This is a genomic window from Rhizobium arsenicireducens, from assembly GCF_964021225.1.
In genome coordinates this window covers 2263528-2277182 of record NZ_CAXHYK020000001.1, presented here as the reverse complement: position 1 = coordinate 2277182, position 13655 = coordinate 2263528, and the positions used below count along the sequence as shown (strand labels likewise).

17 protein-coding genes are annotated in these 13655 nt (G+C 61.2%); 2 read left to right on the top strand and 15 right to left on the bottom strand.

Annotation, left to right across the window (positions count from 1 at the left end; all coding sequences use genetic code 11):
• Positions 1 to 24: 24 nt before the first annotated feature.
• From rpsU to ACWPVA_RS11325, 4 genes are all read right to left on the bottom strand, one after another.
• Positions 25 to 267 carry a 30S ribosomal protein S21 gene (gene rpsU / locus ACWPVA_RS11340; protein WP_454287789.1) on the bottom strand — a complete coding sequence of 81 codons (243 nt, stop codon included), beginning with the start codon at positions 265 to 267 and terminating at the stop codon, positions 25 to 27.
• 53 nt (positions 268 to 320) lie between these two features.
• Positions 321 to 605, bottom strand: coding sequence for a cold-shock protein (locus tag ACWPVA_RS11335; RefSeq protein WP_454287788.1), 285 nt, complete (start codon positions 603 to 605; stop codon positions 321 to 323).
• A gap of 139 nt (positions 606 to 744) precedes the next feature.
• The gene (locus ACWPVA_RS11330; RefSeq protein ID WP_454287787.1) at positions 745 to 954 is read right to left on the bottom strand and encodes a cold-shock protein; all 210 of its coding nucleotides are present in this window, start codon (positions 952 to 954) and stop codon (positions 745 to 747) included.
• A 12-nt stretch (positions 955 to 966) separates the two neighbouring features.
• On the bottom strand, positions 967 to 1206 hold the full coding sequence (locus tag ACWPVA_RS11325; protein ID WP_454287786.1) for a hypothetical protein: 240 nt from the start codon (positions 1204 to 1206) through the stop codon (positions 967 to 969).
• A gap of 134 nt (positions 1207 to 1340) precedes the next feature.
• Between ACWPVA_RS11325 and ACWPVA_RS11320 the strand changes: the two genes are divergently transcribed.
• Positions 1341 to 1604 (top strand): hypothetical protein, encoded by a 264-nt coding sequence (locus tag ACWPVA_RS11320; protein WP_454287785.1) that lies wholly within the window; start codon positions 1341 to 1343, stop codon positions 1602 to 1604.
• Positions 1605 to 1698: 94 nt separating this feature from the next.
• On the opposite strand, the gene ACWPVA_RS11315 is transcribed toward ACWPVA_RS11320, so the two are convergent.
• The 4 genes from ACWPVA_RS11315 to ACWPVA_RS11300 form a co-directional block, all read right to left on the bottom strand.
• Entirely contained in the window at positions 1699 to 1986 is a 288-nt protein-coding gene (locus ACWPVA_RS11315; protein ID WP_454287784.1) for a hypothetical protein, read from the bottom strand.
• Positions 1987 to 2060: 74 nt separating this feature from the next.
• On the bottom strand, positions 2061 to 3107 hold the full coding sequence (locus ACWPVA_RS11310) for a fatty acid desaturase (protein WP_454287783.1): 1047 nt from the start codon (positions 3105 to 3107) through the stop codon (positions 2061 to 2063).
• A gap of 230 nt (positions 3108 to 3337) precedes the next feature.
• Positions 3338 to 3562, bottom strand: coding sequence for a cold-shock protein (locus tag ACWPVA_RS11305; protein ID WP_454287782.1), 225 nt, complete (start codon positions 3560 to 3562; stop codon positions 3338 to 3340).
• A gap of 258 nt (positions 3563 to 3820) precedes the next feature.
• Positions 3821 to 5392 (bottom strand): helicase HerA-like C-terminal domain-containing protein, encoded by a 1572-nt coding sequence (locus tag ACWPVA_RS11300; protein WP_454287781.1) that lies wholly within the window; start codon positions 5390 to 5392, stop codon positions 3821 to 3823.
• Between the two features lie 282 nt (positions 5393 to 5674).
• Here ACWPVA_RS11300 and ACWPVA_RS11295 point away from each other — a divergent pair, with 282 nt between their 5' ends.
• Positions 5675 to 6064 carry a hypothetical protein gene (locus ACWPVA_RS11295; protein WP_454287780.1) on the top strand — a complete coding sequence of 130 codons (390 nt, stop codon included), beginning with the start codon at positions 5675 to 5677 and terminating at the stop codon, positions 6062 to 6064.
• 256 nt (positions 6065 to 6320) lie between these two features.
• Here ACWPVA_RS11295 and ACWPVA_RS11290 read toward each other — a convergent pair whose 3' ends face one another.
• From ACWPVA_RS11290 to ACWPVA_RS11260, 7 genes are all read right to left on the bottom strand, one after another.
• The gene (locus ACWPVA_RS11290; RefSeq protein WP_454287779.1) at positions 6321 to 6824 is read right to left on the bottom strand and encodes a PIN domain-containing protein; all 504 of its coding nucleotides are present in this window, start codon (positions 6822 to 6824) and stop codon (positions 6321 to 6323) included.
• 5 nt (positions 6825 to 6829) lie between these two features.
• On the bottom strand, positions 6830 to 9316 hold the full coding sequence (locus ACWPVA_RS11285) for an N-6 DNA methylase (protein WP_454287778.1): 2487 nt from the start codon (positions 9314 to 9316) through the stop codon (positions 6830 to 6832).
• Positions 9313 to 9810: a hypothetical protein gene (locus tag ACWPVA_RS11280; protein ID WP_454287777.1), complete on the bottom strand. Its 498-nt coding sequence runs from the start codon at positions 9808 to 9810 to the stop codon at positions 9313 to 9315. Before ACWPVA_RS11280 ends, ACWPVA_RS11285 begins: the two co-directional genes overlap by 4 nt.
• Positions 9811 to 10054: 244 nt before the next feature.
• Positions 10055 to 10879: an aldo/keto reductase gene (locus ACWPVA_RS11275; protein WP_454289574.1), complete on the bottom strand. Its 825-nt coding sequence runs from the start codon at positions 10877 to 10879 to the stop codon at positions 10055 to 10057.
• A gap of 139 nt (positions 10880 to 11018) precedes the next feature.
• Positions 11019 to 11264, bottom strand: coding sequence for a DUF982 domain-containing protein (locus ACWPVA_RS11270; protein WP_454287776.1), 246 nt, complete (start codon positions 11262 to 11264; stop codon positions 11019 to 11021).
• A 214-nt stretch (positions 11265 to 11478) separates the two neighbouring features.
• Positions 11479 to 12129 carry a haloacid dehalogenase type II gene (locus ACWPVA_RS11265; RefSeq protein WP_454287775.1) on the bottom strand — a complete coding sequence of 217 codons (651 nt, stop codon included), beginning with the start codon at positions 12127 to 12129 and terminating at the stop codon, positions 11479 to 11481.
• A gap of 74 nt (positions 12130 to 12203) precedes the next feature.
• A complete protein-coding gene (locus tag ACWPVA_RS11260) occupies positions 12204 to 13433 on the bottom strand; it encodes an ROK family protein (RefSeq protein ID WP_454287774.1) in 1230 nt (409 codons plus the stop codon).
• Between the last annotated feature and the right edge of the window lie 222 nt (positions 13434 to 13655).

The window sequence follows — 13655 nt, the reverse complement described above, 5'->3', positions numbered from 1 at the left end:
GGGCGCAGGCCGCGGGTGAGGCCATTAGCGAGCGGGGCGAATAGCAGCCTTTTTCGGCATAGGCAGCAGGCCTTCGCGCTGCATTTTCTTGCGGGCCAGCTTGCGCATACGGCGCACGGCCTCGGCCTTTTCGCGAACGCGCTTTTCCGACGGCTTTTCAAAGGCGCTGCGAGCCTTCATTTCGCGAAAGAGACCTTCGCGCTGCATCTTCTTCTTGAGCACCCTAAGTGCCTGGTCGACATTGTTGTCTCGAACGAGAACCTGCAAGATGTATCCTTTCCTTCGGCGGACGAGCCACCGTCTTGTGTTTGAGTTAAAAACTAGCGTCCGACCCGGATCGAGGAGGGCTTCAACCACGGCTCGGCCTCGGCCGTCGCCTGCTGCGGCTTCTCCGCCGTTCCCGACAACGTCTGGACGCCGTCGATGTCGGACAGGGTGATGCGGCGTTCGAAATTCTCCGCCTCAAAACGGACGCGGTATTCCGGCTCGCCATGCTCGGCTGGCAGGACCGTAACGATCCGGCATGCCTGCCTGTTCCGGTTGGTGCCGGAAATTCCGTCCCGAAGCAAGACCCGATCGCCCACGCGGGGATACGATTTACGCATGATAGGATCCTTTCTCGACCTGTTCCGCAGGATGCGAGAACGCGGGACAAATCAAAAAGGCCGGGCGTTACCCGACCTCTCTCTGTCACTCGAAGCCTTGACTGCCAGTACGTCCGTGGTCAGTCGCGGCGAATGACAATTATACAGCCCGGAGGTTGTCCGCCGAGTCCTTGCCCGACTTCTTGTCGCGCACGATGTCGTAGGAAACCTTCTGGCCTTCGACCAGTTCGCGCATGCCCGAGCGTTCTACAGCCGAAATATGCACGAATACGTCCGTCGAGCCTTCATCAGGCTGAATGAAGCCGAAGCCCTTGGTGCTGTTGAACCACTTTACGGTGCCAGTATTCATAACGATATCCTTTCAATCGTTTGGTTCGCCGGTGAGATATTCGTCCGGCTTGATCGACGTTGAGAGGAAATCGACAGTGCGCCAAGGCGCGTAGACAAAGTCACAAGCAATCTTCGATGCTTGCAATATAGGCATTTTGCCGCGAAATGCAATGAAGGAATGAAAATTCTCCAGCATTTCGATTTTTGCGGGTGTCACACAGTCGCGCGATTGCCGGCCCTTGGCAAGGGGGTCTGTCGATTGGGTGGCCACGGTCTTGTCGGACGTTAAGCCGCCCGGCGAACCGCGACCTTTGACTTTGGGGCATTTTCAGGCGGACAGCAAAGGCCTAGGATCCTTCAGATGAACATCGCGCGAAGTTTGCGGGCGTGGCCGAGGAGCGCAGAATGGCTTGGACGATCGCAAGGGCATTGATCTATGGACTGATCGGCTTCATATGCCTGCCGATCATCACGGCACTGCTGGTGCTCATCCTGGGTTACCTCTTCGATCCGCGCTGCGGCACACCGGGCGATTCGGGAGGCTGCGAAATGGGGGCGGCCACGATCGGCGTGGCGGCGGCTTTTCCGGGTTTGGCGATCGGCGTGGCGCTTGCCCTCCTCCAGGAGTGGCGCAAGCGGCGTCGCCAGAAACAGGGCGGGCCCGTCTGAGCCTATGGCGCGGCAATACGGTGGGAAGCCGCCGGACGTGCCGGCGAAGGCCCCGTTTGTTGCCGCCAGGGGCTCAAGCGCTTGCCCCGAGCCCTTACTTGTTGCGCAGCAGCCACATCTTGCCGGCCATGGTGATACCATGGGCGGATTCCTCGAGGTCGACGTCCGGGTTGAGGGCCTGCAGCAGGCCGAAATCGCGCAGTTCGTTGAGCGTCGCGGTCTTCAGGAACTTGATCTTCTGCGGGCGTTCCTTGAACCGGTCGCTGCGCGCATAGGTGATCTCGGCGTTGAGATGCGTCCACTTCTTGCCTTCGGCGGGAAAGAGGTCGCCGTCCTTGGCGAGCTTCAGGCCTCTGATCTGGACTGGGGTGAGTTCGTGCATGGTCGTTCCTTGAAAGGGTATGGTCGTGTCGGGGTGGCGCGGGGGGCCGGCTTGGAACCGGCCACGGGCAGCAATCAGGTGGCGGCGAGCGCATGTCTAGCTTCGCGGAACGAGAGGAGCTTGCCGCTCTTTTCGTCCCACAGGGCGAGCTTCACGCAGGAAAGGCTTTCCCAGAGCGTGATCCGTCCGATGCCTGCGAGTTCCGGATGGTCGCGCAACACTTCCGGCAGGCGGTAATAGGGAATGCGGCTCGCCAGGTGATGCACGTGATGAATGCCGATATTACCGGTAATCCAGCGCAGCGCGAGCGGCAGGTCGTAATGCGATGCGCCATGGAGCGCGGCTTGGGGAAACTGCCATTCATCGCCCTTCGACCAGTGAGTCTCCTCGAACTGGTGCTGCACGTAGAAAAGCCAGATGCCGGCGGCACCAGCGATCAGCACGATCGGCAGGTGGATGACGAGGAAGGGAACCAGCCCGACGGCCCAGATCATCAGGGCGGAAAAGGCCAGAATGCCGAGGTTGGTGCCCATGGTGGAGATCCACGGAAGCGCGCCGTCCTTCATCATGCCGAAGGGCAGGCGCTGCTTGAACAGGAAGAGCCAGGCTGGGCCGATGCCGAACATCACCACCGGATGCCGGTAGAGGCGATAGCCGAGACGGCCGCGCGGCGAAAGGGCGCGGTATTCTTCGATCGTCAGCGTGGTTATGTCGCCGACGCCGCGTTCGTCGAGATTGCCGGCCGTGGCGTGGTGGGCGGCATGCGCGCGGCGCCAGTAATCGTAAGGGGTGAACGTCAGCACGCCGATGAGGCGGCCGGTCCAGTCGTCGAGACCGCGGCGGGCGAAGAACGAGCCATGGCCGCAATCGTGCTGGATCATGAACAGGCGCAGCAGAAAGGCGCCGGCCGGAAGTATGGCGGCAAGCCCGAGCCAGAAACCGTTTGCCAGCGAAAGATAGGCGATGGCCCAGAACGCTGCGAAGGGCACAAGCGTGACGATCAGTTCGAAGGCGCTGCGCGCCATGCGCGGCTGTCGGTAGCGCGCCAGGATCTTCAACCACGCTCCGACATTGGCGTCTGACGGTGCAGCAGGTGCGTGGATGTTGACGTTGGCGTTCATGAAGTCCGATCCATTTCCTTCAGCGCGGCAAACCATTGCTGGATTTGATCGCGGCTGAGCGCATCATTGCGCAAGGCCCAAGGTATGCACGTTTATCGTGTAATTCTTCTCGCGTGCATCCCTAGCGTTCAAGGTCCTGCAAACGCAAAAAGGCCAGACGTTCGCCTGGCCTTCTCAACTTCTCTAAGCCTGCCACGCCAGTAAATCCGTGGTCGCGGCTAGCTGAAGCTTCAAGCGGCCTGCAACTGGCCGGCGGACATCTTGCCCGACTTGTTGTCGCGTTCCAGTTCGAAGGAGACCTTCTGGCCTTCGACGAGGTCGCGCATGCCGGCGCGCTCTACGGCCGAAATGTGGACGAATACGTCCGCGCCGCCGTTGTCAGGCTGAATGAAGCCGAAGCCCTTGGTGGAATTGAACCATTTTACTGTGCCGGTGGTCATGACGAACCCTTTCATAGCAATATTGATATCCGCCGAACGACGCTCGACGGTTGTTTTCGACTTTTGAGAGGGGGAAGTTCGTCCAGAGGCGCGAGGCGCCATAAACAAATATCGGCAAACAAAGTATCGATGGCCTTTGATACACGGGCAGTCGGCCAGTGTCAACTTTTTGTTTTGCGGACATTTCGCACGCTTCCTCGGATTGCATTGGGAGGAGGCCTTTTCCCCGGCGCGGTTGTGTCCGTTGCGCGCCGGAGGACAGGCTTGGCGTGGCTACCGCTTCAGGCTTCCCAGAATCCCCCGCACGATCGCCCGGCCGACAGATGTCGCGACCGAGCGAGCGGCGCTTTTCATCGCTGCCTCGAGCACCGTTTCGCGCTGGTAGCCCGAGGTCTTGCGCGTCGTGGTCTTGGTCGGGCGTTTGTCCTCGTCCTTGTCGCCGAAGCCCGGAAGCGACCAGCGGCCGGCGGCCAAGTCCTTTGCCTCGCCGCGTGCCTCGCGCTCTTCCGCCGCCTTGCGGGCAGCCTCCGCCTCGGCCGCTTTCTGCTCGCGGGCCAACAGGATCTCATAGGCCGATTCCCGGTCGAGGTCCTTGTCGTAGACCCCGGCGACCGGGCTGACATTCATCACCGCACGGCGCTCGGCCTCGCTGATCGGCCCGGGGCGGCTGGCCGGCGGGCGCACCAGCGTGCGCTCGACGATCGAGGGAATGCCCTTGGCCTGAAGCGTCGAGACCAGCGCCTCGCCGGTACCGAGCATGGTGATCGCGGTCTCGCAGTCGAAGGCCGGGTTGGGGCGGAAGGTGGTCGCCGCCGTCTTCACCGCCTTCTGCTCGCGCGGCGTATAGGCGCGGAGCGCATGCTGGATGCGGTTGCCCATCTGCGCCAGCACGGTGTCGGGCACGTCGAGCGGGTTCTGCGTGACGAAATAGACGCCAACGCCCTTGGAGCGGATGAGGCGCACGACCTGCTCGATCCGCTCGATCAGCACCTTCGGCGCGTCCTTGAACAGAAGATGCGCCTCGTCGAAGAAGAACACCAGCTTCGGCTTGTCCGGATCGCCCACTTCCGGCAGTTCCTCGAACAGCTCCGACAGCAGCCACAGAAGGAAGGTCGAATAGAGCCGCGGATTCATCATCAGCTTGTCGGCGGCCAGCACCGAGATCGCGCCGCGCCCGTCATTCGTGGTGCGCATGATGTCGGTGACGGCGAGCGCCGGTTCGCCAAAGAAATGCTCGGCGCCCTGCTGTTCCAGCACCAGCAGCCCACGTTGCAGTGAGCCGACCGAGGACTTGGAGATGAGGCCGAACTGGCTCAACAGTTCGCTCGAATGCTCGCCCATGTAATTGAGCAGCGCCTGCAGGTCCTTGAGGTCGAGCAGCGGCAGGCCGCCCTGGTCGGCGATCTTGAAGGCGATGTTGAGCACGCCCTCCTGCGCCTCCGACGCATCCATCAGCCGCGACAAAAGCAGCGGGCCCATCTCGGCGACCGTGGTGCGCACGCGGTGGCCCTGCTCGCCGTAGAGATCCCAGAAGATCACCGGGAATTCCTGGTAGGCGAAATCGTCAAAACCGATCAGCGCGGCCCGCTGGTCGACCCAGTCCTTCTTCTCGCCCATCACGGCGATGCCGGAGAGGTCGCCCTTGATGTCGGCGCAGAACACCGGCACGCCGGCATTGGAAAAGCTCTCGGCGAGCACCTGCAGCGTCACCGTCTTGCCAGTGCCGGTCGCGCCCGTGACGATACCGTGGCGGTTGCCGTATTTGAGATCGAGATATTCGCCCTTGTTGAGGCTGTCGTCGGGATTGCGGCTGGTGCCGATATAGAGCTTTCCGTCTTCGAGCATGAACCGCGTTCCCGTCCTGTGTTTCGGCGACCGGGCCGATCGGCAAATTGCCTCGGCCCCGTCCCCGTCATTCCCTGAATCGTCACCTTGCTGTTATAAGGATAGTGTGAAACATCGACAACAGCCCGCTCGCCGCGCCGTCGCGTGCCAGGGCAGGGGAAAAATGCGCCGCGGACACATGCGCCGGGGAGAAATGCGGTCGCTTGCGGCTCCACCGCTTGAGTTCGCCGGAAACTTCAATTACGTTGACGTTAACGTCAATTTTGCACCAGGAGGCTCACCATGAACGAACTCGTAAACCGCATCGCCGACAAGGTCGGCATCGAACCGGCCGTCGCCGAAAAGTCGGTCGGCATGATGCTCGGCTTCCTGCAGCGCGAAGCGGCCGACGGCCCGGTCGCCAAGATGATCGAATCCGTGCCCGGCGCGCTCGAACTCGTCGCCAAGTATAATGGCGAAGGCGAAGGCAAGGGCCTGCTCGGCGGCCTGATGAGCGCGCTCGGCGGCGGCGGCATCATGGGGCTTGGCCAGCAGCTGATGGCCCAGGGCCTCGGCATGGGCGAAATCTCCAAGCTCGCCAAGGAAACCATGACGGCCGCCCGCGAATATGCCGGCGACGAAGTCGTCGACGAAGTGGTGGCCTCGGTCCCGGGGTTGAGCCAGTTCGTCTGAGACGGGCGCAGGATTGGAATGAGGAAGCCGCCGGAGCGATCCGGCGGTTTTTTTGTTTGGTGTGGGGGTGGAGGGCGGCTTCGCGCCTTCACATCAGACATTCCACAACCTGAACAGGGCACCCGGAAGCGGACTTGCCTTACCTCGCTGCGCCGCTGGTTAATAGGTTAACTGAGTAGTGATGGTGATAGGTTGACCATGCACTTCGCAGGCTTCGTCCATCTCGTCGCCGCAATGACCTGAATGTCGATCCGACCTAGATTACGAGAAGGCGAACGTCTGGATCGGCGTCCGGAATTCGCCTCATACGGGCGTCGGCGGTGACGAAGACGAGGTCGCGTTCCTTTGCCTGCGCGCACATCCAAAGGTCATTTTCGTCGATGGCAAGCTTCTGGTCCGTGGCCTTATCGACCCATTCCTGGATGTATTTTGGCCGGTCTTTGCGCAGTGCTTTGGCCAGATATTTATGGGCAACTTTCGACTTCACCTCAGCGTAAACCGACGCCGTATGGTGCGTGATGTCGAGGACCGCATACGTCCGCGCTTGGACGAGCATGGCGTTCAATGTCGCCAGATTTCCTTTTCCAAGAAGCCCTGCCAGGTTCGTTCCAAAGCCGAGTTCCGCTAAGGCGACCGCAGAGATGAACCGAGGGCTATCCGTCGGTAGCGCGGCCAACGACAGGCTTTTTGTTACGTGGTGCGGATGGTTCGGATCAAGATAAATGGACAGAACCGTCGTATCGAGGAGATATGCATCCATCTCGGTTACGCCACATAATCGCGAAGCAAATCGATCTCGCTTTGGGGCAGTGGCTGGAACACTTTCCTGACCCAGTCTCCTGTAGCGTTGAAACGGCCGGATAGCCGCTCCGCCAAACTCAGGCCGGGAACTGGATAGCTCTCATTCCAGTGCTTCCACGCATGGGCGACGGGACGGTCCGACCCCTCAAAATAAGCCAAAAGCTGTCGCTCAAGCTTGAGGGGCAGATCGTAGGCCTTCATGACTTCAGCATCGATCTGCGAAAGCAGCACCGCTAAGTCCCCATCGGTTTTGTCGAAGATCGAAGCGGCGTTTACCCTGGTGATGTACTCTTCAGCCAGTTCCGTGAGCTTTTTGGGGAGTAAGGCAGGAATTGGGACTTCTCGGACGACTGACACCCGGAACCGGTCTTTCGGAGAGTTCATAGCCAGGAAGGCGTTAGCAACTGGCCCGTTGAGAACGGCTGAGAGTGCGAACAACTGGCTACTGGTAAGCTGTTCGACGGGCCATAGTCCGAAAAATTGCTGTGAACAAAGAACGCCTTCGAGATCGACGAAAGAGCCAATGCACCAAGCGCCCCTGCTAAGGCGCGCTGCGCTGGCAATCAGTTTCGGTCTGGACCAGTCATGATTGAATGCGCGACGAATATGGTCTTCACGGAAGTCCAACCACATGGGCTTGGGAGGTTGATACTGCTTGAGGTTACGGGCGCTGGCAAAGCCCAACTCGTATCCGGGCTTCGGGTTTTCGCTACGCCCCTGATCTTGATCATACCATTGCAGGCCCTGACTTGGATTCAATAGTGTTCCAAGCCGTGGGCCATCGCGTAGATAATCCCAAAGAGTGTTAAGGGGAGGAATCCAGAGGCACCCGTCCGGCTTTTCGGCAACGTCTCGGGTGAGGTCGCGATGCACCGTTGTCTGGCCGGTTTTAAGGAATGCCGAACGATCCCTTTCCGCTACCTCTGTAGAGCGCAAGGTGATGGACACAGCCGGGGTGGGCCGCAGGTCACGGGCGATGACTGCGGCCGTTTCAACATCTGATGCGCCAAAGATACCGTCAGGAAGTTTGAGTACCTCCACTGAGCCATACAGACTTTCGATCCGTCGCCGTTGCTCTGCGAATTGTCGATCGAGGATAAATGAGCGGGGCAGAACAAAGCCCAAAGCGAGAGGCTTGGCGTCCAAGGCTGCGCTCAGTGCTGCGATGGCCTTCGAATGCGTCCTTCCGGCAATCTCATATTGGCTCTTGTCCGCTTCGGTAAAAGCTTCGAACGGAGGATTGCAGAGGATGATGTTATTTGCGCTGATCCGGTCTGCGAGCGTGTTGCCAGCGAACAGGTCAGCCTCTTTGACATGCCAACCGTTATGATTGGGGTAGTCGGCAAGGATAAGGGAAAGCGTGGCGACTTCACAGGCGAATGCGTCGACCTCATCCCCTGAGATGTGCTTGATCAAAAAATCATGGCGCTGCTGGTCCGACCATTCAACCGGAAGCAGGTCGCGCAGGTGGCGCAAAGCCGAGACGAGGAAAACGCCCGCGCCAGCGAAAGGCTCGTAGATTTTCAGATCTTCGGGCTTGTGGTCGCGCAGGTGGAGCTTCTGGACGACATACTCGGCAACTTGCCGCGGTGTGCTATGGGTGCCGAAAACCTTGCGGGTCTCGGGTGTGATGAGCGTGTTCTCATAAACGAATGCCAAGTCATCCGACGAGATATTCGAGAAGCTAATTCCGGCTCGCAAATGGCGCCATGCCGCGTCAAAAACTGCGGGCAACTCATTCGCCAAGCGGCCTTCGATATGTCCCAGCGAGTAATAGGTCTCAATTCCTGCGAGGACAGATGAGAGGTCATCGGCGTTCCAGGCGGCCGCATAGGGATGGCGACGGTCTTCCAGAACCTTGGCGGCGAGGAGCCGGAATACGACACGGAAAAGCGTGCGCGCATCCAAGGCTTCACCTTCAGATGCCTTTCGCGACAGATCAAGCGTCTCGACCAGCAGGCGGCCTAATTTGATGTGAATTTCGCCTTCGATCGCAGGCAGCAAGCCCAGATCGACGAAGTCGAGTTGGGGACCATCTTCGGACGGGCCAACGGATTTCGCGCGATGAATTGCGTCGGGATGCCAAGACGCACGATGGCGCTTGAACAGATCGTCGATTCCGCCGAGTTCGACGGTTTCAATCGCGCGTGGGGGAACCTTACTTCTGACTTCCCATACGGTCACATCATGCTGATTGATGACGAACAGCAGGGGAGCGCCCAAAGCGCGATGCTCATTCACTAGGTCGAGCGCTTGGCGCCCTTCGCCACGCACAACAGCGAGCGCAGCAGACCGATACGAGGGGGGCGTGCGGGTAAATGCCGCAAGCTGAACAGTCCGGGTCGGATTGTTCTCGGCTAGGACGTCAGCAAAGGAGTAGTCGGTAACTACCGCTTCGGAACGGTATCCAGTGTCTCGAGCCGCTTTAGCGATATAATCTACTGCGTTCACGACCGACCTCCACGAGAGGCGAGGGCGGGGGTGATCTCGACCGGCGGGAAGCGCAGAGAAGGCTGCTCATCTTCAATGCTCGCGGCCAGCAATTGCTCGCGAAGCTGAGCGATGAGCGGGGCTAATGGGATCGTGATAGACGGTTTATCGGTTGGCGCTTCCGTGAATTCGCCGTGCAGTAGCAGCCCGGCATTCGGCAAATCAATGATCAACTTGGACCGCTCCAGCACCGGCCAGGGTGATCGGTTGCAGAGGTCGAACAGAGCTTCCCCGATCGCCGTTAGCGCCCCTACTCGAATTCCCATATCTAATGTGAGCAATCTGATAACGGTCAGAGCGACAAGGTCTCCCGACCGGAAGCATGGGCTGTGACCACGGGCGCGCCGCAACGGCCCGAGCGCCTTTTTCCAGTGACGATACGTTTCTGGCGCGATAGACACAGCGCTCCGCAATTGGCCTGGGGTATAGAGTACTGTCACGAAATCGCCTGCCATCTTGTTGCTCACAACAAGATAAGCTGGATCATCTGCCCTGGCAAGGTCGCCGACGCGATAAGGGAGGCTATGCTATCGATTTTTTGAGGCTTTCTGGGCTTGAGTGGCTATCAGACTGCTATGAGCCAAGGTCAAGTATCCTATCGACACGCGAATAGCAGCTCGAATTCCGGTCCACCAGAAGCTGCCTGTCAGCAAACGGCCCCAAGTCGGTCAGTAATGGGGCGGAATGCCTGCTCCCCCCTCAATCCCACTCCGGCGCGAGATGCCCCGGGTTGACGATCCGCCCGTCGGGCCCTGCCAGCGCCGAAATCGCGTCCATTTCCTCGGCGTCGAGCGAGAAGTCGAAGACGGCAAAATTTTCCGCGAGCCGGCTTTCGGTCGCGGTCTTCGAAAGCGCCGCGACGCTCTGCTGCTGGATGAGCCAGCGCAAGCTCACCTGGGCCGCCGTCTTGCCGTGGCGGGCGCCGATGTCCTGCAGCAGCTCGTCCTTCGGCACCCGGCCGTCGGCCATGGCGTAATAGGCCGTCACCGACAGGCCGTAGGAGCGGGCGGCCGAGAGCACGGCGGTCTGGTCGAGATAGGGATGATATTCGATCTGGTTGGTGACGATCGGCGCCTTCGATAGCCGCACGGCCTCGCCCATCAGCGCGCAATTATAGTTGGACACGCCGATATGGCGCACCTTGCCGGCATCGACCAGCGCGTTCAAGCCCTCGATCTGCTCTTCGAGCGGCACCGGGCTTTGCGGCCAGTGCAGAAGCAGAAGGTCGACATGGTCGGTCTCCAGCTTCTTCAGGCTCTCGTCGACCGAGGGGCCCATGGCGCCTCGGGCGAACCTGTCGACCCACACCTTGGTGGTGAGGAAGACATCGCCGCGCGCAAGGCCCGAGCGGCCGATCGCCGCGCCGACCGCGGCCTCGTTGCCGTAGATCTGCGCGGTGTCGATGTGGCGAAAGCCGGTCTTCAAGGCGAGCGGCAGGATCTTCAGCACGTCGGCGCCCGGCATGCGGAAGGTACCGAAGCCGAGGGCCGGAATGTGCGCGCCGTTGGCGGTGACATATTTTATGGAATACTCCTCTTTCGCACGGAGGGCGGCGACCGGGGCAGGGTGAAGCCGCGATCAGTATTCCAGTAAGATGACCCTTTTGCCGTCAGCTTCAAGGTGGCATTCTGTGGCAGGGTTCTTGAAACGATGCCGGCCGAACCTAGTCCCGAACAACGATCCCCGCCTCGATCGCCGCGGCGATGAAGGCCTTGCGGGCGTCCTCGTCCTTCTTCTTGCCGGCGACCACGTCCATACACACCAGCAGCGCCTTGTCGAGCGCCGGTCCGTCCTCGGTCGGCCAGTCCTCGATCATCGCCCAGGAGGCGGCTTCCGTGCTGTCGATCGTCACGTCCTCGCCCTCTTCGCCGAGCGCGAGGGTGACGGGCTTTGTCCAAAGGGTGCTCATCGGCTGGGGCTTTCAGGTTCTGTTGGTTTCGGCGCGCGCGCCCTTAAAGGTTGGGATCGCCTTCTAGAGTATTTCTGGCAAAAGTGCGAAGCGGTTTTCCGTCCGGCAATGCGCAAAGGCACGGACCTCGCGAAGTCATCCCTTCACCGCCACGACAAACAGACGCGGAAACCTGAACAGCACGCGCCCATCGGCCCTCGGGCGTGTTCTGTCGTCAGAGGCTTTCGAGACTGCGCAGGATCAGGTCCGGACCGTGGTCGGCATATTCGTCCGGCAGGTCGAGGCGGTTGATCCACACCGTGCGAAAGCCGAATTTCTGCGCGCCGGCCACGTCCCAGCGGTTCGACGACTGGAAGGACACCGCGTCCGGATAGAGGCGATAGGCGGTCGTCACCATGTCGTAGACCTCAGGCGCGGTCTTGTAGGCGCGGATGGCGTCGACGGAAAACACGTCGTCGAGAATGCCGTCGAGCGCCGCATTCTTCACCGCCGCCTGCAACATGTCCGGCGAGCCGTTGGAGAGGATGGCCAGTTTCGCGCCGCGGCTCTTCAGCTCCTTCAGCACCGCCGGCACTTCCGGATAGCAGTCGAGCGTCCAGTAGGCCGAAAGCAGGTCGTCGCGCAACGAGCGATCGACGCTCGGAAAGCGGGCGAGCGTATAGTCCAGCGCCTCTTGGGTCAGCTGCCAGAAATCGCGATAGCTGCCCATCAGCGTGCGCACCCAGGAATATTCGAGCTGCTTGGCCCGCCACATTTCGGAAAAGCGCTGATGCTCCGGCCCCGCCCGCTCGGCATGGCGGCGCACCGCCGCATGCACGTCGAACAGCGTGCCATAGGCATCGAAAACATAAGCCGCCGTGGACATCGTTCCTCCCTCGATCGAATTGTCGACTGATAGGACGAGAGCCGCCCCTCGGCAAGGGCGCCATTCGGCTCGGTTCAGCGCGCCGTCGCCTCCTCGGCCCTCAACCCCGCCACATCGTGGTCGATCTCGGTCAGGGCCCGGTCAACGTGACCCTCGAACACCAGCATCGCCTCTTCCGGCACGATGGTGATCTCCGGCGCGCCATAGATGCGGACATGCAGCGATTGCGACAGCCCCTCGTCGATGCCGCGGCTGAGGAGGTCGATATAGCGTGTGCCGTGGCCGGTAATGACGATCGGCATGTTCTCGTTGAGGCTGAGCATGCGAGAAAGTCCCTGGCCGAGCGCGAGACCCGCCTGCCGGAAGGCATATTCCGACATGCGATGGCCCTGCCGGGCGCGGCCGGCGATCTTGTCCATTTCGGCCAGCGGTACGAACTTCGCCGGAATGGTGTCGGGCGGCACTTCGAAGGCGGTCCGAAGGATGCCGTAGAAGCCGGCCGCGGCCTCGACGCAGCCGTACGAGCCGCAGCGACAGAGCTTGCCGTCGGAGGCGTTCAGCATATGGCCGAAGTTCGGCGCGCTGACCTCGAGCTCGCCCGAATGGCCGCGCCGCGCGATCCCGAGCCCGATCGAATGGCCGAGCGACAGGGTCGCGAGCGCATGGAACGGCCGATCCGTATCCTTGTCGGCGCGAAGCCCCAGCGCATGGGCAACCAGCAGCGTCTCGTTGTTGAGGCGGATGCGGGTCTGCGGCGAGACGGCCAGCGCCGTGGAAAAATCGATCTCCTCATGGCCGAACACCGGCGACCACAAGAGCCGCGAGCCGTTCGCGTCGACCATGCCCTTGGAACTCACCGAGACGGCGGCGATCCGCTCGGGCGCAAGCTTGGAACGCTGCGCCAGCCGGGACAGCGCGTCGCGAAAGCTGGCGGTGAAGGCTTGAGGCGAGGGGGCCGCATGGTCGCGCGGCTCGTCGAAGCGGTCGATCAGTGTGCCGGTATAATCGGCCAGCGAATATTGCACGCTGTCTGAAGAAATCCGCGCGGCGACGAGATAGGCGAAGTCGCGCCGCCTGGCGAACAGCACGCGCGGGCGTCCGCGACCGCCGGTCGCCGGCTGCTCGTGCCGCTCCAGCGCGCCGATGCGCTCCAGGTCGGCGGTGATCGCCGAAACGGTGGCCGAGGCAAGGCCGGTCGCGGCGGCGATGTCGGTATGGGCGAGCGATCCCTGGCGGCGGAGCGCCGAGAGCACGAGCGCGCTGTTTTGCTGACGCACCATTTCGGTGCTCGATTTCATCAGCATGGCAGGCGTCCGATCATCATGGTCCCTTGCGATATGACCTTCAGCAAGATCATCAGCACGCGGCGTTTTGCAAGCCCCTCCGGGTGCGTGTTGACAGCTCCGGATTCTTCTGACATTTATTTTCTCGACTGTCGAGAAAAACTCTGAGCCGCTTGGCCAGGGCAGGGCAGTATTCTTCGACGGGCCGCTTTAGGGGGTGAACGGGAGGTTCGCCGGCGTGCC